The sequence below is a fragment of the Streptomyces sp. NBC_01241 genome, assembly GCF_041435435.1.
Lineage (GTDB): Bacteria > Actinomycetota > Actinomycetes > Streptomycetales > Streptomycetaceae > Streptomyces.
Map to the genome: position 1 here is coordinate 31,580 of NZ_CP108494.1, position 22,170 is coordinate 53,749.

The 22,170-nt window shown below is 70.2% G+C and carries 9 protein-coding genes; 3 read left to right on the forward strand and 6 right to left on the reverse strand.

The genetic code is table 11. From position 1 onward, the window contains the following. Positions 1-5: 5 nt before the first annotated feature. The 3 genes from OG306_RS00155 to OG306_RS00165 form a co-directional block, all read right to left on the reverse strand. A complete protein-coding gene (locus OG306_RS00155) occupies positions 6-5,582 on the reverse strand; it encodes a type I polyketide synthase (protein WP_327258289.1) in 5,577 nt (1,858 codons plus the stop codon). Positions 5,583-5,810: 228 nt separating this feature from the next. Next, positions 5,811-7,097 carry a cytochrome P450 gene (locus OG306_RS00160; RefSeq protein ID WP_266908894.1) on the reverse strand — a complete coding sequence of 429 codons (1,287 nt, stop codon included), beginning with the start codon at positions 7,095-7,097 and terminating at the stop codon, positions 5,811-5,813. A 469-nt stretch (positions 7,098-7,566) separates the two neighbouring features. After that, positions 7,567-9,099: an MFS transporter gene (locus OG306_RS00165; protein ID WP_266908896.1), complete on the reverse strand. Its 1,533-nt coding sequence runs from the start codon at positions 9,097-9,099 to the stop codon at positions 7,567-7,569. Positions 9,100-9,273: 174 nt separating this feature from the next. Here OG306_RS00165 and OG306_RS00170 point away from each other — a divergent pair, with 174 nt between their 5' ends. Beyond that, the gene (locus OG306_RS00170; protein WP_266908897.1) at positions 9,274-9,714 is read left to right on the forward strand and encodes a MarR family winged helix-turn-helix transcriptional regulator; all 441 of its coding nucleotides are present in this window, start codon (positions 9,274-9,276) and stop codon (positions 9,712-9,714) included. Between the two features lie 37 nt (positions 9,715-9,751). Here the strand turns inward: OG306_RS00170 and OG306_RS00175 are convergent, their stop codons facing one another. Further along, entirely contained in the window at positions 9,752-10,501 is a 750-nt protein-coding gene (locus tag OG306_RS00175; protein WP_266908899.1) for a thioesterase II family protein, read from the reverse strand. A gap of 259 nt (positions 10,502-10,760) precedes the next feature. Here OG306_RS00175 and OG306_RS00180 point away from each other — a divergent pair, with 259 nt between their 5' ends. After that, complete coding sequence (locus OG306_RS00180; protein ID WP_266908901.1) at positions 10,761-19,220, forward strand: type I polyketide synthase; 8,460 nt, start codon at positions 10,761-10,763, stop codon at positions 19,218-19,220. Positions 19,221-19,513: 293 nt separating this feature from the next. On the opposite strand, the gene OG306_RS00185 is transcribed toward OG306_RS00180, so the two are convergent. Together OG306_RS00185 and OG306_RS00190 are read right to left on the reverse strand one after the other, a co-directional pair. After that, entirely contained in the window at positions 19,514-20,857 is a 1,344-nt protein-coding gene (locus tag OG306_RS00185) for an NAD(P)/FAD-dependent oxidoreductase (protein WP_266908903.1), read from the reverse strand. A 60-nt stretch (positions 20,858-20,917) separates the two neighbouring features. Beyond that, positions 20,918-21,193: a phosphopantetheine-binding protein gene (locus OG306_RS00190; RefSeq protein WP_266908905.1), complete on the reverse strand. Its 276-nt coding sequence runs from the start codon at positions 21,191-21,193 to the stop codon at positions 20,918-20,920. A gap of 406 nt (positions 21,194-21,599) precedes the next feature. On the opposite strand from OG306_RS00190, the gene OG306_RS00195 reads away from it, so the two are divergent. Further along, positions 21,600-22,157, forward strand: a complete 558-nt coding sequence (locus OG306_RS00195; RefSeq protein ID WP_266908907.1) for a TIGR03086 family metal-binding protein — start codon at positions 21,600-21,602, stop codon at positions 22,155-22,157. Positions 22,158-22,170: the final 13 nt, after the last annotated feature.

The following is a 22,170-nucleotide window of genomic DNA, read 5'->3' on the forward strand; positions in this document are numbered from 1 at the left end:
GTACCTCACCAGCCTTCTTCAGTCGCGGTGCCGTCCGCGGAGTCGGCGATCTCGGATTCGGGGTACCGCAACTCGATCCGTTCCAGGAGGAATACCGCCCAGTAGTTGGCGTCGGTCGCAAAGAACTCGGGGCTCTTGATCTCCACGGCGAGGTCCTTGCGGCAACGGCTGATCAGCTCCATCACCATCAGCGAGTCCAGGCCCATGTCGAGCAGGTGGAACTCTCCCGCCAGGTCGGCCACCGGCAGCCGCAGCAACTGCGCGAGCTGCTCACGGAGGTAGACGCCCAGCATGTCCAGCCGCTCCTCGGGCGCCGCGTCGAGCAGCTCACCCAGAATCGGGGCGGCCTCTTCGCCCTCTTCGCCGTCCGGGGCGGCGATCTCGATCCGGCGCAGCACGGGACGCTCCGCCCGAGCCTCCAGGATCGACTTGTACGTCGGCCAGTCGGCCGAGCACACGATGTGGTTCGTCTCCGTGCTGCCCAGCAGTGCACTCATCAGCCGCAGCGACTGAGGCGCGGACAGGGGACGCAGACCGGTGGCCGCCAGGAAGGCCGCGATCTCCCCGTCGAACAGCGCCGACTCCAGCTCCCAGGAGGACCAGTCGATCGTCAGCGCGGCCAGGCCCCGGGAGTGGCGGTGCCAGGCCAGCCCGTCGAGGAAGGCGTTGCCGGCCGCGTAACTCGTCAGGTGCTGCGAACCCCAGGTCGCCGCGATCGAGGACAGGCCGAGGAAGAAGTCCAGCGGGACGTTCTCGGTGGCCTGGTGCAGCACCCAGGCGCCGACCACCTTGGGCCGCCACACCTTGTCGTACTCGAGGCGGCTGACCTCACGGACGAACTGGGGCCCGGAGACGCCCGCGGCGTGCACGACTCCGGCCAGGGGCAGGGCCGCGTCTTGGGCAAGCCGCTCGATGAGCGTGGTGATCGCGTCCTGGTCGGCCACGTCCGCGGCGATGACCTCGACCTCGGCACCGATGCCCTCCAGCTCGCGGACCACCCGAATCCGCTCCTTGGCGCTCTCCTTCAGCCTCGCGTGGTTCCAACGCCTGCGGTCCGGCAGCTCGGTGCGGCCGAGCAGCACCAGCTTTCCGGCGCCGCGCAGCGCCAGCCAGCGTGCCACCTCCTGGCCGATCCCGCCGAAGGCACCGGTCAGCAGATAGGTGCCGTGGGGACGCACCGCGATCTCTCGGCGCAGGATGTCACCGTCGAGGTGACTGGCAACGATCCTGGCCGCCAGGCGGACGCCGCCTCGCAGCGCCTGCTGGTCCTCGGCACCGCTCCAGGACAGCGCCTCGACGAGCGCCTCGGCGGGGTCCTCGGCATCGGGATCGAGGTCGATCGCGCCGCCCCAGTGCTGCGGGTGCTCCAGGGCGACGACCCTGCTCAGTCCCCACAGCGGGGCCGCGGCCGGAGTGTGCCGGACCTGGTCCTCCCCCGTGGCGACCGCCCCGCGTGTGACGAGAGTGAGGGTGATCTGCTCGTCTGCGGGCTCGGCGTTGAGGGCCTGCACGACACCGACCGCGAGCAGCTCCGCCCGGTCGCGGAAGGTGACCAGGGAGCGGGCGTCGGTGGCGTCTGGCGCGGGAGCGTCGAGGCCGGTCAGGACGATCACCCTGCCAGGAACCCGGCCCGTGGCCGTGCCTCGATCGGCACGTGCGGTACGCCGGCGTCGCCACTCACCCAGCAGGTTCGACAGCGCCTCGTTGTGCAGGGCCCGGCCTGCCACGTCACTGGGTTCCGTTGTGGGAGCGGGAACGACCGTCGGTGCTGCGCCGGCCTCAGTCAGGGCCGCCGCGAGCCGCTCGGCCGCCCCACCGTCGTTGGCGATCAACAGCACCTCGGTGCCCCGCAGGTCGGCCTGGGGAGCGCCCCCTTCGGTCTCGGCGGGCTGCCACACCATGCGGTAGAGCAGCTCGTTCGGATCCCTCCATGGTTCGGGGGCGGGGCCGGGCGCGGGGAGAGCGATCTCGATGCCGTCCACCGTACCGAGCCAGTCGCGATCGGCGCCGTAGAGGTCGGCCCGGCCGCGGACCGCACCGTCCGCCGCGGTCTCGGCGGTGGCCTGTACGTAGTGCACGGCGCCGGGGTCGGCGCAGAGCGCCTCGGCGATCGCTCCCGGGCCGCCGATGACCGTTCCCCCGGCTGCCCAGGCGACGGCGGCGACGGCCGCGTCGATGACGACGGCCCGCCCCTGTCCGCCCCCGGCAAGCCTGAGCTCGGTGCCGCCGGTGCCACGCTCGGCATGCAGCACCACGTCAGCCGTGGCGAACGACAACCCTGCCTGCTTCCAGTCGAGTTCACTTCCGGTGCGGCCCTTGGCGGCGAAGGGTACGTACTCCCGTCCGTTCGGGCTGGGGCGCCGGCGCAGCTTGCCGCTCAGGTGCAGTCGCCAGGGTGCGGCCGAGGCCTCCTCCGCCTTCGAGGTGCTGCGGATCTGGAAGGCGGCGGAGATGCCTTCGTCGGTGAGGGTGAGGTGCAGGGTCCGCTCTCCGTCCAGGGGGAGCGGCTCGTCGGCCACCACGTCGCCGGCCGCGGCCCAGTTACCACCGAACCCGTCACTCGCCGCGACCAGCGCCGCGTCCAGGAGCGAGCCCGCCGAGATCCGGGAACCTCCCTCGGCTCGCGTCTGGGCCTCGCGCTCCCAGCGGGGCTCGGTCAGATCGAGCTGGTAGGCCGGGTGCGCCGAGTTCAGTCGCTGTCCGAGACCCGGTACCGGGTCCCCGGCGGGTGCGACACGTGCCTCGGATACGGGGGAGAACCAGTAGGACTCGCCTTCCCAGGCGTAGGTGGGCAGGGGCACGCGGCGGCCCCGGTCGCCGTCGTGGTAGGCAGCCCAGTCGACGGAGATCCCGCGCAGGTGCAGCGCGCCGAGCGCGCTGTAAGCCGACTGCCGGTCGTCCAGACGGCGGCGCAGTGTGGGAATGAACCGGCAGGCCGTGTCGTCCAGGCCGCGCGAGCCCAGACCGGACAGGACGGGCTGGGGGCCGATCTCCAGGAAGGTGCGGAAGGAGTCGTCGTACAGGGCCCGGATGCCGTCGGCGAATCGGACCGCGCCCGCTGCATGTCGTATCCAGTAGTCGGCATCGATCTCGCCGGGGCGCACGAACCTGCCGGTGGCGTTGGAGACCAGCGGGATGTTCGGTGCCCGGTAGGTGATCGACCCGGCCACCTCACGCAGCTCGGCGAGGGCCGGCGCCATCAGAGGGGAGTGGAAGGCGTGCGACACGGTCAACAGGCGGTGCTTGATCCCCTCCTTCTCCAGCGCGGTGGTGATGGTGGCAACGTCGTCTGCCGCGCCCGAGATGACCGTGTCGGCGGGGCCGTTGACGGCGGCGATGGCGACGGTGCCCGGGAAGTCGGCGATCGCCTCGCGGGCCCTGGTCTCGTCGCAGACGATGGTGGCCATGACACCGCCGGCGGGAAGGGCTTCCATGAGGCGGCCGCGGGCGGCGACCAGCCTGCACGCGTCGGCCAGGTCCATGACGCCTGCCGCGGTGGCGGCGGCGATCTCGCCGACGCTGTGCCCCATCACGGCGGCGGGAGTGACACCCCACGACTTCCACAGCTGGGCAAGCGCGTACTCGATGGCGAACAGGGCGGGCTGCGTGTACCCGGTGCGGTGCAGCGGTGAGGACGGATCGACGGGGTCGGGGTCGGTGGACGCTTGTGCGAGCAGGTCGGCCAGGGGACGGTCGAGGTGCGGGTCGAGGTGGCGGGCGACCTCGTCGATCGCGGTCGCGTACACCGGTTCGGAGCGCAGGAGTTCACCCATCCGCGGGTACTGCGAGCCCTGGCCGGTGAACAGCCAGGCCACCTTGCGCTGCCGGTGCGGGGCGAGGGATTCCGTCACCGTGCGGTCCTCGCGCCGGCCGGCGACGAAGGCGTCGAGGGCGTCGGCCAGCGCGGTGGTGTTGGTGGCGGCCACCGCGACGCCGGTCGACAGCCGGGACCGTCCGAGGTGTGTGGTGAAGCAGACATCGGCGAGCGACAGGCCGAGGTTCTCCCGCAGGGCGGCCGCGTAGTTGCTCGCCAGCTCGCGCAGCGCGCTCTCGCTGCGGGCGGAGAGGGTTAGCACGTCGACGTCGCGGGCCAGGGCCTTGGAGGAGTCGGCCTGCTCGGACGGCTCGGGCGGCCGGGGCGGTTCGGAGATGATCGCGTGCGCGTTGGTGCCGGACGCGCCGAAGCTGCTGACGGCCCCGATCTTGGCGGGCTTGTCGCCGGGCCAGGGGCGGCGCTCGGTGACGACCTCGATGTCGAGGGCGTTCCAGTCCACGTTGGGGTTGGGCTCGGTCATGTGCAGGTGCTTCGGAATCTCGTCGTGCTGCAGCGAGAGCACCAGCTTGAGCAGTCCGGCGACGCCGGCCGCCGGTTCCAGGTGGCCGATGTTGGTCTTCACGGAACCGATCAGCAGCGGACTGTCCTTGCTGTGGTACTGGCCCACCGCCTGCTGGAGGGCGCGTAGTTCGATGGGGTCGCCGAGCGCGGTACCGGTTCCGTGTGCCTCGACGTAGCCGATCTCGGCGGGGTCGAGCTTCGCCTGCTCCAGGGCCGAACGGATCACGGCCTGCTGGGCGGCCGGGTTGGGTACCGAGATCCCGCTGGAGCGGCCGTCGTGGTTGACGGCGGTTCCACGGACCACCGCGAGGATGTTGTCGTTCGCCTCCAGCGCGTCCGAGAGGCGCTTCAGGACCACGACACCGGCCCCTTCGCCGCGGGCGTAGCCGTCGGCGGAGGCGTCGAAGGTCTTGCAGCGGCCGTCGGGAGACAGCGCCCGGAACTTGCTGAGCAGCACGAAGTTGTACGGCGTCAGCATCAGGTTGACACCGCCGGCCAACGCCAGATCGCACTCACCGAGCCGCAGCGACTGGCACGCGTCGTGCAGGGCGACGAGGGAGGAGGAGCAGGTGGTGTCCACGACCTTGCTCGGTCCCATCAGACCGAAGGTGTACGAGACGCGGCCGGCGACGAACGACGGCTCACCGATCAGCTGGTAGCCGTCCACGTCGCGAATGTCGCCGACCTCCTGACGGGCGCGCACGTAGTCGGTGGTCGACACCCCGATGAATACGCCGGTCTGGCTGCCTTCGAGGCTGTCAGGTGCGTAGCCGGCGCGTTCCAGCACTTCCCAGACGACATGGAGGATCATCCGCTGCTGGGGGTCCATGCCGACCGCTTCGCGGGGCGAGATGCCGAAGACTCCGGGTTCGAACCGGTCGACCTCGTCGAGGAATCCGCCGCGGATCACATAGGCCTTCCCTGGCGCCTCCGGGTCGGGGTCGTGCAGCTGGGAGGCGTCCCCGCGGTCGGCGGGGAACTCGCGAGTGGCGTCCACGCCGTTCCGCAGCAGCTGCCAGAAGCCCTCGGGGGAGCTGACGCCGCCGGGCATCCGGCAGCCCAGGCCGATGATGGCGATCGGCTCCGCCGGCCGTAAGGCACCCGCAGCCGTGGCAGCGTTGAGCTGCTCGATCCGCCGCAGCGCCTCAACCAGCAACCGCCGTCCCTTGCCTGCGTTCTCGCCGGTCCCGGCCTCGAGCGAGGTGGGGCTCCCCGGGTTGTTCGCGGGAGCACTGTCGAGTGCCATGGACTCTGGACCTCCAGAATGACGGGAACCCACAGTTGATGAATTCAACGCTTGATGAATGCTCGACGATGTTACGGTGGTGTGTCAACACACCTCTCCAGAACGCGACTTGACCGTCCGGCCGAGTCGCCGCGTCAAGCGCGAGGGCAAGTCAAACAACCCCGGGAACCGGACGCAGGGCGGCACGGCGACACGACCGGACGGCTCCTGGCGGCGCGCCCGCAGGGTTCAGCGCAGGAAGACGGGGAGCGAGTCCAGGCCGCGGAAGGGGGTGCGCAGCTCCCAGTTGAGCTCTTCCTCGGGGATGGCGAGACGCATGTGGGGGAACTCCTGCAGCAGGGACAGGGTTGCCAGGCCCACCACCTTCAGCGCCAGCCGCGAGCCGACGCAGAAGTGGATCCCGGAGCCGAAGGCGATGTGGTCCGCGGCGTTCTCCCGCTCGAAGTCCAGCACATCGGGGTTGGGGAACCTCTTCGGGTCGCGGTTGGCCGCCGAGACGGACAAGATCACGAGCGAGCCCTTGGGGATCACCCCACCGCCGACCTCGATGTCCTCCGTCGCGTAGCGGTTCGAGCCGGGCTGCTGGGGCCCGTCGAAGCGGAAGATCTCGTCCATCGCGGCAGGCATCAGCGACGGGTCGGCGAGCAGTTTCTCCTTCATCTCCGGGTACTTGAGCAGCCAGTACACACAGTTTCCGATCATGCTCTGAATGCCGAAGTAGCCGGCCAGCATGACCTGGATCGCCGAGGCGAGGAGCTCGATCTCCTCCATCCGCCCCTCCTCCTCGGCCACCTGGACCAAAGTGGTCAGCAGGTCCTCGGCAGGGTGAAGACGCTTGTGGGCGATCTGCTCGGCCAGCAGCTCCTTGATCAGGTCCAGCCCGCCCTGGGCCGCCTCGACGTCCTTGCCGCCGGTCAGCTCGTCCATGCCCCGGGTGAACGCCTCGTGCTTGTCCGGCGACACGCCCAGCAGTTGCGACTGCACCATCACCGGCAGCGGCTTGGCATAGCGCTCGATGAGCTCCACCCGGTCCTCGCCGGCGAGGGGGCCCAGCAACTCGTCGGCTATGCGCAGGATGTGGGGCTCCATCGCGTTGACCCGCTTGGCCGCGAACGACGGCACCACCAGCTTGCGCAGCCTGGTGTGGTCCGGCGGGTCCTGATTGATCATCATGTGCCCGGAGGCCTCGTCGCGCCGCAGCACCAGGCCGCCGACCGGCGGGGCCGCGAGAGAGCCGGCCCCCTTCGGCTTGGGGGCGTCGTCCAGGCTGCTGCTCAGCCGCGGATCGGCGTAGCAGGCCCGTACGTCGTCGTAGCGGGTGATGATGTACGCCTCGGAGCCATCACGGAGGATCACCGGGCGTACCGGCCCGGCCTCCTGCACTTCCTTGTACACGGGGTACGGGGCGTTTCCGAACTCGTTGCCCAGATGAACCGGACACCCCGCCGCGGCAGCCGCCTCGGCAAGGGATATCGGCGCTTCGTCCGCGCCCACCGACACGCCTTCAGTTGACATTCAGCCCTCCAAACACTGGAGCCAGAGGCCGCCCGGGGTGGCCGGTGCGACAGGCCCGGCAGAACGGATTGGGACGTGGACTGCCGCGGCGCCGGATCGGGGTACGCCGACCGGGCTGCCCCAGAGCCCGCCACTCACCACTTGATGATTTCACTGCCCGTTGAAGGATACGCGTCTGGGCGGGCGTGTCAACGGAATGCCGTACAAGGAGGGGATGTCGTCCCGTCCGGCGGGGGCCACGAGGGGCCAGGGGCTCCACGCGACGGGCGGGTGCGGCACACGCCGAGCGCCCCGCCTTCCGGCCGAAGCAGGGAGACGGGGCGCCGGGTTGTGCACCAACACCGGTGAGACGGTGTGGGGTTCGGCTCTGCTCCAGGGCGGGGGGGTGACCTGCGACAGAGCCGGGCTGGATGCGGACGGTTGCCGGGGAAGCGATCCCGGGCAACCGTCCCGGGCGCGGACCGCAGGACTACTGGCCGCCCGCCTTGGCGCCGACGGAAGGGGTGGCCTGGGCCTGAGCGTCCACGGCCGGGGCGCCGGCCGGCGGACGGGCCCCCGGCGGCGGGCCCATCGGGCCACGCGGCAGCAGGAAGGTGGCCGCCAGCGTGAGGAGGCTGAGCCCGATGCCGTACCAGCCCACGACCTCCAGGCCCTGCACGTAGTCGCCCTTGGTCGGGCCGCTGCCCAGCGCGTTGAAGAAGAACACGCCGAAGACGGCGACACCGATCGTGTTGGCGAACTGCTGGGCGGTGCTCAGCAGACCCGAGGCGACACCCGCCTGCTGCGGCGCCACCTTGGACATGACCACGCCCGTGAGCGCGGGCAGTGTGACACCCGTACCGAGGCCGCCGAGAACCATCGGCACGACCATCTCCCAGGCGGACGTGTCCGTCCCCGAGAAGTTCAGCTGGAACAGCAGCACCACGGTGCTCAGCACCAGGAGCACCTGACCGATGGTGATGACCTTGACGCCGTACTTCATCAGCATCGGACGGGCCATCAGAGAGCTGAGCGCGAAGCCGAGGCCCATCGGCCCGAAGGTGAGACCGGCCCTCAGCGGAGACAGCCCCAGGCCGAACTGCAGGAACATCGTCATACCGAAGATGAACCCGGAATAGAAGGTCATCACGCCGACGATGATCAGGATGCCCACGCCGTAGGACTTGTTCTGGAACAGCGACAGGTTCAGCATCGGCTCGCCGCCCTTGGCGAGCAACGCCTTCTCGTACATCACGGTGCCGATCGCGAAGGGCACCGAGAGGCCCAGCATGATCCAGCCCCAGACCGGCCACCCCTCGGAGCGGCCGAGGACGACAGGCAGGATGGCGAGGCCGAGAGTGATCGAGATGCCGATGTTGCCGATCACGTCCTGCTTCGGCTTGCGGGCGGCCCTGGCGTTGGGGAGCAGCTTGGCCGCGAGCAGCATGGTGACCAGACCGATCGGAATGTTGATCAGGAAGATCACCCGCCAGCCGAGGCTGGCGACGTCGGCCGACAGCAGCACACCGCCGAGGATCTGGGCGGCGACCACGGCGAGACCGATCGTGGCGCCGAACCAGGACAGCGCCTTGGGTCGCTCCGGCGGCGGGAAGGTCACGGTGATGAAGGCCACCACCTGCGGCACCATGAGCGCGGCACCGACGCCCTGGATCAGACGGACGACCACGAGCTGCGAACCCGTCTGCGCGATCCCGCAGAACAGCGAGGCGACGGTGAACAGCCCCATGCCGATCATGAACATCCGCTTGTAGCTGAAGATGTCACCCCATCGGCCACTGGCGACCAGCAGGCTGGCGTAGGTGAACGTGTAGCCACCGATGATGAGCTCGAGCGTTGCCTCACCGATGTTCAGCTGGGACTGCAGCGACGGGGTCGCGATGTTGATGACGTAGAAGTCGAAGATGGCCATGAACATGGCCACCAGGGCCACGGCCAGCATGGCCCAGCGCCGGGGATTCAGCTCGGCCGCAGGCGCCCCCGTCGGCGCGCTGGGTGAACTCATTGGGTGCCTCCTGGATGGGGACGAGAGAACATCACTTGCCGACTAACGTTCTGCCGCCGACTGTAGGGACCGGGATCGATAGCCGTCAAGTCATTCGCTGGCTAGTGACTTACCTGCCCGGCGGTTAGACTGCGGACGCGGGCGCACCTGTCGCCCGGCCATCGGAGGTAGAGCGTGAGCGAGTTCATGGATGTGTACACCCGCGCCTCCAAGACGTTCCGCGCCGTCACGGACGCCGCTCTACGACGCCACGGACTGCACCTGGGGCAGAATCTGGTGCTCGCCGCGCTGCACAAGAACGACGGTCAGACGCCCGGGGCGATCGCCGCCGCGGTCAATGTCACGACTCCGACGATCGTCAAGATGGCCACCCGGATGACCGCGGCAGGACTGCTCACCCGCCGCCGCGACGATCGTGACAACCGGCTGGTGCGGCTCTACCTGACCGACGAGGGGCGGCTCCTGCACGAGCCGGTCGAGCAGGAGCTGCTCGAGCTGGAGCAGCATCTGACCAAGGGCATCAGCCTCGACGAGGTACGCCACCTCATGGACATACTGACGCGGGTCGCGGACAACGCCCAGGCTCTGGGTGACACGGCCCCCGAGGCCGGCTGAGCGAAGGCCGGCACTCGCCCGCAGGCGGCGTGCGGCCTCACACGGCGATCGGGTGGGCCAGCCGCGCGATCCGCTCGGTGAGGGCGCCGGCGAACTGCGGGCTGCCGAGGAAGAAGTGGCCGCCGTCCAGGAAGACCAGCTCGCACGTCTTGGTGGTCTCACGCTTCCAGGCCAGCATGCCCAGGTCGTCCGTCATCGGATCGCCCTCACCCGCGAAGGCCATCACGGGCACGGGCAGCGCGGGAACCCCGGGACGCGCATAGCGCTCCGCAAGCCGTAGATCGGCGCGGAGCGCCGGCAGGAACATCTGGAGCAGTTCGGGCTGCCGCAGTATGCCGTCCGGCATGCCGCCCAGCCTCTGCAGCATGGCGACGAGCTGCGCGTCCGGCAGCTCGTGCATGGGCGGGTGGGCCGGGTTGACGCCCGGCCCGTTCCGGCCGGCCACCACCAGCAGAGCGGGCGGCCGGCCTCGTTCCAGCATCCGGTGGCTGATCTCGAAGGCGAGCAGTGAGCCAAGGCTGTGCCCGAACAGCACGTACGGGCCGTCAGCCTTGGTCGCGACAGCTTCGGTCAGCTCGGTAACGAGCCGCTGCCAGTCCTCCAGCAGTGGCTCCTGGAGCCTGGTGCCGTGTCCCGGCAGCTCCATCGGGACGACCCGGGCATAGGGGGCCAGCCACTTCCAGCTCCGGAAGTGCACGCTGTTGCCTCCCGCGTGGGGCAGGCAGAACAGCGGCAGTCCGGCCACGAAGGGCACGGTCTGGTCTTCGCCTGGAGGCGCGGAGGTCATGGGCCGTTTCCCTCGTTTCGGGTTTCCTGCGGGCGATCAATTCCTGTACGGGTGTGGCGTGAAGGGCGGCGGGCCGTCTCGGCGCCGCGACCTGTCGCCGTTGACCACTTCTCGGCAACAAACATAAACTCCACAGTCGATGAAGTCATCATATGGTGAGTCGATGCGTGGCGGCCAGGGCATCCGGGCCTCGGAAAAATCCGTGCGGGGCAGTCGGTCACTCCGGTCCGGCTGCCACATCGAGCGAGGGGGAATGACCGTGGGCAATCGCGAAGACTCGAGCTCCGCTGAAGCGGCCTACCGCGGCGACATCGCCGTCGTCGGCGTCGGCTGCCGGTATCCGGGCGGCGTACGCGATCTGGACGGCCTCTGGCAGGTGATCTCACAGGGTCTGGACGTGACGTCCGACGTCCCCGCCGACCGCTGGGCTGAGCAGTTCCTCGACCGGGGCCGTGCCGAGGGGACCATGTACTGCGGGCGAGGCGGTTTCATCTACGACATCGACGTCTTCGACGCCCGCTTCTTCGGCATCACCCCGCGTGAGGCCGCCGAGATCGATCCCCAGCACCGGCTGTTGCTGCAGACCGCCTGGGAGGCGATGGAGGACAGCGGCATCCCCCGGGACCGCTGGGAGGGCAGCCGGACCGGCGTCTTCACCGGAATCCTCGGTATGGACTACACCCTGCTGCTGGCCAGGGCCAAGGGCCCGGCCGGTGTGGGCCCCTACTACGCGAGTGGAAAGGAAGCCAGTTTCGGCGCCGGGCGCATCGCGTACACCTTCGGTCTGCACGGCCCCTGCATGATGCTCAACGCGGCTTGTTCCTCCTCGTTGCTGGCGGTGCACCTCGCTTCACAGGCGCTGCGCGCCGGCGAGTGCGATGCCGCGCTGGCCGGTGGCGTCAACCTCATGCTCGCCCCTGAGCTCAGCATCTTCATGAGCCGGATCGAGGCGCTCTCCCCGACAGAGACCTGCCGCCCCTTCGACGCCGCCGCCGACGGCGTCGTGCGCGGCGAGGGATGCGGCATCGTCGTACTGAAGCGGTACGCGGACGCGGTGGCCGACGGGGACCGGATCCACGCAGTGCTCAAAGGCAGCGCCACCGTCCACGACGGCCGTAGCGCCGGGCTGATCGCGCCCAACGCCGAGGCGCAGCAGATGCTGCTGCGCTCCGCGCTCTCCGCCGCCGGCGTGGCGCCCGAGGACGTCGACTACATCGAGGCCCACTGCACTGGCACGTCGCTCGGTGACCATCTCGAAGTCAGCGCCCTGACATCGGTGTTCGGTGCCGGACGCGACCCGGATCGGCCGCTGCGGATCGGCTCCCACAAGGCAAACTTCGGCCACACCGACTCCGCTGCCGGGGTGCTCGGCCTGCTCAAGGGCATCCTGGTGGCGCGGCACGGTGTCGCGCCGCCGCAGATCAACGTCGACACCCCCATGGAGTTGCTGACCGACAGCGGTGTGCGGGTCGACACCGAGGCGACCACGCTGCCGGGCGACCGGCCCCGGCTGGTGGGCGTGAGCGCCTTCGGCCTGTCCGGCACCAACGTCCACGTCATCCTCCAGTCCCCGCCGGCCGACACCGCTGGGAGGGTCGACGAGGCGAGCACCCCGCAAGCCGAGCCGCTGCCCGTACTCGTGCTCTCCGGTCCCACTCCGGAGTCCCTGACCGCGCAGTCGGCCGCCTACCGGGACGTGTTCGCCGCGGCCGAACCCGACACACTGCCCGGCCTCCTGCACAGTGCCTCGGTCCGCCGCACCCACCACGACTACCGGCTCGCCGTGACCGGCGAGACCGGCGCCGCGCTGGCGGAGGCGCTCGACGCCCACCACGCCGGTCGAGCGGACGGCTCGGGCGCGTCCGGCGACGTGCTCGGTGGACGCGCGCCCCGCATCGTCCACGCGTTCTCCGGACAGGGATCGCAGTGGCCGGGGATGGCCCTGGACCTGTACGACAGTCAGCCCCTGGTGCGCCGTGCGCTGGATGAATGCGACGCGCTGGTCGGGGAGTTCGCCGGCTGGTCACTGGTGGAGGAGATCGGCCGCACGCGTGGCAGCCGGCTCGCGGACACCGAGTTCGCCCAACCCGCCATCTTCGCCGTCCAGGTGGCGCTCAGCCGCCTCTGGACGGCATGGGGCGCCGCACCCACCGCTGTGGTCGGGCACAGTGTTGGCGAGATCGCCGCCGCTCACACCGCCGGCGCCATCGGGCTGCGTGACGCCGTACGGCTGGTGGTGCGGCGCGGCCGCATCATGCAGGACGCCACCGGATCCGGCCGGATGGCCCAGGTCGAACTACCACCCGAGAAGGTACGTGCCGCGTTGGAGCCGTTCGGCGGCAGCGTGGTCGTCGCCACCGTGAACGGTCCGCACTCGGTCGTGATCGCGGGCCCGGCGGACGCGATGGAACAGGCAGTCGCCCACCTGAAGCGGATCGGCGCCCCGTGCATGCCACTCGGCGTCGACTACGCCTTCCACAGCCCCGCGGTCCGTCGGCACGGCGACGAACTCGAGGCGTCGCTGTCGGGCCTGGTGCCCGAGCCGGCCCGGATCCCCTTGCTGTCCAGCGTCGACCCGGAAGACTCGGAGCCGGTCACCGACGCCGCGTACTGGGGCCGCAACGTGCGAGAGGAGGTCCGGTTCTGGCCCGCGGTGGACCAGTATCTGACCGAACGGGACGCGCTGTTCATCGAGATCGGCCCCCACCCCGTACTCAGCCGGCCACTGCGGGACGCGCTCGCTCACCGTGGCCGCTCGGGCCTGGTCGTCCCCTCGCTTGCCCGAGGCAAGTCCGGGCCGTCGACCCTGGCGGCTTCGCTTGCCTCGCTCTACACGATTGGTGCGCCGACCGACTGGCAAGCCGTCCACCCCGCACGCGGCGGACATCGCGCGCTGCCGCCGGTCGCGCTGGCCAAAGACCGCCACTGGCTCCCCGGCCTCGTCCGTGGCGAGCAGGGCGACCCGGCCGCGTCAGCTGCTCGGCCCCTCCCCCTGCGCGCCGAGATACGCCTGTTCGACGCCGAGCACCGCCTGGTGGCCGCTGTCGAGGAGCTGTCCCTGGTTCCCTCGGCAGAGGTTTCGCAACGACCGCCCGTGTCCGCTCCCTCGGCCGTCCCCGCCCCTGCCCCTGTTCCCGCCCTGGCGCCCGCGCCCTTACCCACGTCATCACCCGCGGACGTACAGACCGCCGGCCTCGGCCACGAGCAGGCTGCCCGGACCGTCGCGCGGATCGCCGCAGAGGTTCTCGGTGCGCCCGACCCGCGGCTGTCGCGCGTCCGGGGCTTCTACGAGCTCGGCTTCGACTCCTTCTCCATTGTCGAGCTGGTGACGCGGCTGGGAACGGAGTTCGGTGTCGACCTGCCTGCTCGCGCCGGCGTGGAAAACCCGACCATCGAGGCGATGACCGATCGGATCCTCGGCGAGGCCGCTGCCCGCCCCGTCGCTGTGGCGCAGCTGGCCCCGTCCTCGGCTAACGCGCGGCCTGCCCCCGAAGCCGCCGCCGAACCCGCCCTCTGCGGACCTGCAGCCGACACCTTGTCCGCCGCACCGCGATCCATGGCTCCTCCCGCGCTTTGCGAGCCGGTCGCCATCGTGGGCATGAGCTGCCGCCTGCCGGGCGCCGTCGGTCTGGACTCCTACTGGTCGTTGCTGTCCGGCGGAGTGGACGCGACCGGGGACGTTCCGGCAGACCGGTGGAACGCGGCCGCGCTGCTGGACGACTCCGAGCGGGTGGCGCCCGGGCACGTGGCCACCGGCCGCGGAGGATTCATCGAAGACATCGACCAGTTCGACAACGCCTTCTTCCGCGTCTCCGCGCGAGAAGCCCGCAGCATGGACCCTCAGCAGCGCATCTTCCTCGAGGTCGCGTGGGAGGCGCTGGAGGACGCGGGACTCGGCGCACAGGCGCTGCGCGGCAGCCGTACCGGCCTGTTCGTGGGCCTCAACACGGTCGACTACGGGCAGATGCTCTCCCGGGATCCCGAGCAGGTCGACCTCTACTACGGCACCGGCAACACCTTCTCCGGCAGCGCGGGACGTATGTCGTACTTCCTCGGGGTGCGCGGGCCGAGCGTGGCAGTGGACACCGCCTGCGCCTCGTCACTGACCGCCGTACACCTGGGCTGCCAGAGCCTGCGCTCCGGGGAGTGCGACATCGCGGTGGTCGGCGGCTCCAACGCACTGCTGACCCCGACGGTGTACCAGTCGATGTCGGCCGGGGGCGCACTCGCCCCCGACGGTCGATGCAAGACGTTCGATGCCTCCGCGGACGGCTACGGTCGCGGCGAGGGCGCCGGTGTGCTCGTACTCAAGACACTGTCGCGGGCTCAGGCTGACGGCGATCGGATCCACGCGGTCATACGCGGCAGCGCGGTCAACCACAACGGCGCCTCCGGCGGCCTGACCGTCCCCAGCGCCGACGCGCAGGCCGAGGTGATCAGCGCGGCCCTCGCTCAGGCCGACATCGGCCCGGCGGAGGTGGACTACGTCGAGGCACACGGCACCGGCACCCCGCTGGGAGACCCCGTCGAGCTCACCGCACTGGACCGGACGATCGGCGCGTACCGGCCAAGCGACCGTCCGCTGCTGGTCGGTTCCGTGAAGACGAACATCGCGCATCTGGAGGCCGCGGCCGGCGTGGCCGGCCTGATCAAGACGGTGCTCGCGCTCAAGCACGGTGAGATCCCGCCCCACCTGCATTTCGAACAGCCCAGCCCGGAGGTCCCCTGGGACCGACTGCGGCTGAAGGTGACCGCGCAGGGCGCGGCCTGGCCCGCTTCCAGCCATCCCCGTACCGCGGGTGTGAGCGCCTTCGGCTTCACCGGCGCCAACGCCCACGTGGTGCTGAGTGAGCCGCCGACGCCGACGCCGACGCCGGAGGCCGTGCGCGGCAGCGCGCGAGCCTACGCACTGGCTGTCTCTGCGGCGAGTGCTGCTGCACTCGATGAGGCCGTACAGCGCGTGACGGCCCATCTCGAGAACGCGGCGGATGCCGGGCCGGAGGATCTGGTCCACACCCTCGGCGTCCGCCGCAGCCACCTGGAGCACCGCCTCGTGGCCGTCGGAAGGAATCGTGAGGAGCTGCTGACCGCTCTGAGCGGCACGCCGGTCACCGGAATCGCCCAGGTAGGCGAACCGGTCCAGTTCGCCCTGGTGTTCGGCCCGACGGTCGGCGGGCTTCCGTGGGAGCGGCTGTACGAACAGGAGCCCGCCTTCGCCGCGGCCTTGGACACCGTCGACGCCGAGTGCCGTGCGGTGCTCGGACGTTCGGTGCGCGCCGCTGTGCTGCGTGGCGCCACGGATCCAGTGACGACGGTCGCCGCGCAGATCGCGATGGCCGCCCTGTGGTCCGACCATGGGGTGCGGCCGGACGTGGTGACCGGACGCGGCTCCGGGGAGATCGCCGCCGCGCACGTCGCGGAGGTACTGGGGCTGGGTGAGGCCATCACCGCCGCGGCAGGTACGACGACTGTCCGCCTGTCCGGCCGGCCTGCCGTCGCGCTGCACCTGGCGTCGGCGCCCGCTGATCTGAGGGCGTGGACACCCGGCTCTGCCGCCGCCTTCGGACCGGTCCTGGTCCGGCAGCTCTCGGACCGTGGCATCGAGATGGTCCTGGACGCGAGCCTGGCCGACGCTGCCGACGAACTTGCCGCCCTCTCCCCTGAGTTGACACATGCCGGAGTGAACGGCCGGTTGGATGCCGCTGCGCCGGTACGGGCCGCGGCCGCCCTGCACGTGGCCGGCTGCACCGTGGACTGGACGGCGCTGCTCGCCGGGCGCGGCCGCCACATCTCCGCCCCGGGATATCCCTGGCAGCACCGCAGGCACTGGATCGACGCACCGGCCCTCGCGGCGACCGCGCCCTCCAGAGCGCCCACGTCCTCAGCGACCGCCGCGGAGCACGCGGCGCTCGGCGTCCCCGTCACCCCCTTCGACGCGCCGGCAGTGCGCTACTACCCGGTGGCCCTTCCCGGCGATGCGAGGGAGCCGGTCGGTGCTGCCGCCTTGACCGGGCTCCTGCTGGCCGCGGGCAGTGACCTGCTGGGCGGCGGTGCTGTCGAACTGCGCGACGTCGACTTCGCGGTGCCCGTGGTCTCGGCAGCGGCTCTCTCCGCGACCGCGGGCGCCCAACTCGTCGCGCACGCCACCGACACCGTCTGGCACCTCACCCTCGTCGCCGGCCGCCACGGTGCTCGTGACGCGCGGCCGGTGGCTCGCGCGACTCTGGTGCGGCCCGTGAACGAGCCCCCGGCCCGGGTCGAGCCGGCGGCATTGCGCGGGCGGCTGGTGGCCCCCGTTCGTGAGGGCTTTGACGACAGCGGGACGACACCGCGCCTGTCCGGTCCGACGGTCCGGTGGGGATGGTCGGCCGGGGGTCCGGAGGCCTCGCCCCTGGACGCCTCCTTCGAGGTGACCGAGGTGACCGAGGAGCCGGGCCGCCGGTTCGAGCGGCTCGCTTCGCTGCGGCCAACGGGCTCGACGGGCTCGTCCGATGACACGTACCGGTCCGGGACGGAGCGGAGGGCCTGGTTGTCGGGCCCGCTGCCGACGGCCGGGCTGGGGTTGCTCGCCTCCTGCCTGCCGCAGGGGGACCTGGTCGTGACCGGCGTCGGAGCGGTGCGGGTCCATGGCGCGCCCCATGGAGAGACCGTGCTCCTGCACGCCGTGGCCGATGGCGACAACACCGGGCTGGTACGGGTGCTCGCCGCCGGCGACGGCCGGGTCCTGGCCGAGCTGACCGCAGTGCGGTACGCGTCCGTGGCCGGTTCCGCGGTGACCGACACCGAACGCCGGAGGATCGCGCAGCGTCTCTACACCGTGCGATGGCAGCCCGTGGAGCTGCCAGTGCCGCAGGACCCGGAATCCGCGCCCGCCTCGGTCTCTGCCCGACGGTGGCTGGTCGTCGCCGGCTCGCAGGCTGTGAGCGCGGCGGGCGGGCTCGCAGCGGCACTCGCCCGAGCGGGGGCGGACGCACAGGTCGTGGGGCAGGAACCCGACTGGGCGGCGCTGCTCGCGGATCACACCGTCGGGGGGATCGTGCTCGCTGCGACCACCGCGGTGACCGGGCAGAAACCTGATGATTCCCCGGTGGTCCCGGCACTGGCTGCTGCCCGTGCGGCCGCCGCAGCGGAGCGGGCCGGCGGGACGCCGCCCAGGCTGTGGCTGGTCACCCGGGGGGCTCATGGCCCCGAGGGCGTGCTGCCCGTGGACCACGGCCAGGCGGCCGCGTGGGGCCTGGCGCGGGTGCTGGCGATGGAGGCGCCGAGTGCCTGGGGTGGATGCCTGGACCTGTCGGGCCTGACCGAGCGGGATTTCGATGCCGCTGCAACGGCGCTGACGGCCCGGACCTCCCCCGACACGGTCGAGGACGAGCTCGCGCTGCGGGACGGCAGCTGGTACGCGCCTCGCCTGATGCGAGCCGAAGCACCGACGGAGATCCTGCCCGCACTCCACTGCGACGAGAACCGCTGGTATGTGGTCGTCGGCGCCTTGTCCTCGGCCGTCCGTCCCGTGGTCGACCGTCTCGTGACCGCGGGTGCCCGGCGGCTCCTGGTGCTCCAGCCACGCGAGGAGGTGGCCTGGCCCCAGGACACGGCGTGGGCCGGGGAGACGTCAGCGGCCGGAGTGACCATCAAGGTCGTCGACCTGTCGGCCTCCGACTTCGACGACGACGGCACCGGCCCGGAGAACGACGTGCTCGCCGGCGTCAGCGGCGGTGAACCGATCGGGGGCGTCGTCGTCGCCTCGGTCCCGCTGCCCGGCCGGCCGCTGGCCGCGACAGAGCCGGCTCACCTGGCAGTCGGCCAGGCTCTCGTCGGCCTCGCCGCCAAGGTCGAACTCGCTGTGCGCTCCATGCCGCTGGAGTTCTTCTACGTCCTCGGCTCGGCCGCCGCCTCCTGGGGCTCGGTCGGCATGGCCGTGCCCGGCGCGGTGGACGGGGCGCTGGCCTCGGTGGCCGCCGCCCGCCGGGCCGCCGGGTACGCGGGCGCCGTCATCCGTTGGATGCCCTCCGCGGACGACAGCACGCTGACCCGCCGGGACCAACTGATGATGGAGAGCAGCGGCCTGACCGTACTCACTTCCAAAGACGTCTCCGAGGCCGTCGGCCTGCTGCTGCGAGGCGGGTACACGGACGCCGCGGTGGCCCGGGTCGACGAACAGCGGTTCACCGAGGTCTGCCGCAAGCAGACCGCCCGCGGCTTCTTCGACCTGCTGAACCGGCCTGGTTGCGGCCCGGCGGCCGAGGACGGAGCGCGGGCGCCCGAGGAGGTGGCGCAGGCGGATGGGCCGCCGCTGGTCGCCGAGTTGCTCGCCCTCAGCCCCCAGCTGCGCGGCGACGTCCTGCTGGGGCGGGTACTGCACCATGTCACCGACGTGCTGGGCGGGGACACGGGCAGCGAAGTCGCCCCGGAGCGAGGCTTCTTCGAGCTCGGTATGGATTCGGTGATGGCGGTCGCGCTCAAGGCCCGGCTGGACGCGGAACTGGGCGTAGACCTTCCCGCCACGCTGACCTTCGAGTTCCCCACAGCGCGGGCGCTGGCCCGTCATCTGCTGGACGGTCTCGCCATGGACGACAGCCCCGAAGGAGCCGACGAGGAGGCACAGGCGGACCTCTCGCCGGCGGGTGACAACCTGGAAAGTCTGCCGGACGACGAGCTGTTGGACCGGCTGATGGCCGCATTGGCCACCTCCGAGCAACTGCTCGCGGGCGAGGCCTGAGACGACGACAGCGGTCCCCGAGCCCGGAAACGGGCTTGGGGACCGCTGTCATGTCACGTCGCAGTCGGATTGGCGGCGGCTGTTCTCCTACGGGAGCGGATGACCGTGCGTGGACGGGGGCGAGCCGATGCCGTCGTGCTCCCGGCCGGCCCGACGCCCGGGGGAATCCGGGGGCACGCCGACGCCGGATCGGTACGTCGCACAGGGAGAGGAACACCGTCCGCCCCGGACACGCGAAGAGGCGGCGCTGGGGGCTCGGCACCCGCCATCACCGCCTGCGGCTGTGCCTCTGTCTAGAAACTGGCCTTTGCTGTCGGTGCCTTCAGCTCGCCGAGGAAAGGCCGCCACAGGTGGGTCGGATCGTTCTCCACGGCGGTGATCACCTCTCGCATCGCGGCGAGCGCACGCGGCTCCTCGTCGTCGTACACGTCGCCCTGAAGCATCTTGAGCACATCGAGTCGATACCGCGGATCCTGGACGAACGCGGTGAACAAAATGTTGAGGCGGTAGTAGATGGAGATGAACTCGTACCAGTTGTTCACCGCCTTGCGCAGTTTCGCCTCGTAGTTCGCGAACCGCTCCTTGCGGAAGTCTCCAGCCTGGTGCGCCGCGAGGATGTCCGCGGCCGCGATCCGAGCGCTGTTGAGCGCCACACTGACGCCACTGGAGAAGATCGGGTCCACGAAACGTGCCGCGTCGCCGACCAGCAGGAAGTTGTCCCCGGCGATCTGCTCCATCCCGTAACTGTAGTCGCCCTCGACCTTGAAGGGCTTGATCTGGTCGGCGTTCTTGAGGGCGTCGAGCAGGTCGGGCCTGCTGGCGACCGTCTCCCAGAAGAAGTCCTCCCGGGTGCCCTCCGCCTGCTGGAAACGCTTCTTCTGGGTCACCACGCCGATCGACGTGATGGTGTCGGTGATCGGGATCTGCCACACCCAGGTGTCGGTGAGGGGCAGGAAGTGGATGAAGATGAAGTCCGCCTGGTCACCCTTGGGGTTCAGCGCCTGGCGGTCGAAGTTGTCGAACCAGGTGTGGACCGCGTACTGGTTGAAGACCGGGTCGTTGACCTTCACCTTCAGCTGGTTGCCCAGCATCGTCCGCCGGCCGCTGGCGTCGACCACCATGCGTACGGGCACGTCGACCGACTGGCCGCCCATACGCGCCCGCACCACCGGGAATTCGCCGTCGAAGTCGACCTTGCCGACCCGGACGCCCTGGTAGACCGTGGCCCCCAGGCTCTCGGCATTCTTGAGCAGGATCAGGTCGAACTTGGAGCGGTCGACATGGAAGGTGTAGTCCCGGTCCACCCCGGGCTGGTCCCTCTCGTCGAAGCGGATCTCCGCGGTGCGGAAGTCGTGCGGGCCGGCACCATAGCCGAGCGCGTCGATCGAGCGGGTCTCGGCGGACGTCCAGGCCGCTCCGTACTTCTTCGGGAAGTTCGCGGCCTCGACAGCCGGCATCGCTCCTATCTCGAGCAGCACCGGGGTCGTGGCCGTCACCAGGGACTCCCCCACATGTTCTCGAGGGAAGTTCTCGGCCTCGAAGACCACGACGGACATTCCACCTCGCGCCAGGTATGAGGCGATGGTGGAGCCGGCGGGTCCGCCGCCGATGACCGCAACATCGAAGTCTGGACTCATGTCATTCTCCTGCTCCATCGGGGCGGTGGTCGAGTTCGGGGTGGACGGACGCGCCGTCAGTCACCCTGCGTGGAGCTCGACAACCATCGCGCTGATGCTGTCAAGGTCCGCGAAGTGGTTGCCGGTGATCCGGGTCGGCGGCACGGTGACGCCGAACTCCTCGTAGATGTAGGCGAGGAGCTGTCCGGTGTTCCGGGAGTTGAGGATCCCCAGCTGCAGCAGCGGCGTGGCCGCAGTCAGCTCAGTACTGCCTTCGGTCTCCTCCAGAAACGTCCGGCTCACGTATCCCGTGATCGCAAGGAGGACCTTACTTTCGGTCAGAGGGGCGGTTGTCACGGATTCCTCCTCGTATCGGCCGCAGGCACCACGCGTCCTCGACAGGACATGGCCGCCCGCTGCGACCCATTCACCATTCTCCTGATGATGAATTCTACAGTCGATGACTTGTTGGTCAAGGACAACTCGTCGAGGAGTCGTGCTGACCCATGCAGGAGTCGAGATCGGTGCGCGGGCGACGGAACCAAGACTCACCATCAGATGAGTTCATCGACCGTTGGAGGGTACGCCCTCGCGATGAGCTGTCAACGCAGCACCTGATCTTTCACCCACCGCCACAGAGAGGTCACTCCCCTCTCGACCAGCAGTTCCAGGTGTCGGAGGCGTGCATCTGGATGCCCGAAATCCTGTTGCTCAAAGGAGAGTTGGTTGTCGCAGTCCGTGGTGGGGTGATACATAGACCGACATGACAGAAGACAAGGTTCTTGAACAGTTCGACCAGGCAGCGGCGGCCCTGGAGAACGTGGTCGCCGGCGTGAAGCCTCTTCCCTTCGATGCCCCGACGCCGTGCAGCGAGTGGTCGGTTCGACAGTTGATCAACCACGTCGTCGGCGGAAACCGCATGTTCACCGGTTTGGTCACCGGCAGCGGACCGGCCCCGGAGCAGGAGCCGGGCGACGATCCACTGGAGGCGCTCAAGAGTTCCCGCGCCACGCTGCGCGAGGCGTTCTCGGCCGACGGCGTGATGGACAAGGTCTTCCAGACTCCGATGGGTGAGCGCCCCGCCCCCCGCCTCGTCACCACGCGCATTGTCGAAATGAGCCTTCACGGCTGGGACCTGGCCAAGGCCACGGGGCAGTCCATCGACCTGCCGCAGGACGTTGTCGACACCTGCTTCAACCAGCTTCGCGCCATGCTGCCGGCCGAACGTCAGGGACTGCCGTTCGGGAACGAGCAGCCTGCCGCAAAGGGCGCGGCCTCTGTTGACCGGCTCGCGGCGTTCGCGGGTCGAGTCATCGTGTAACACCTGTCCAGGT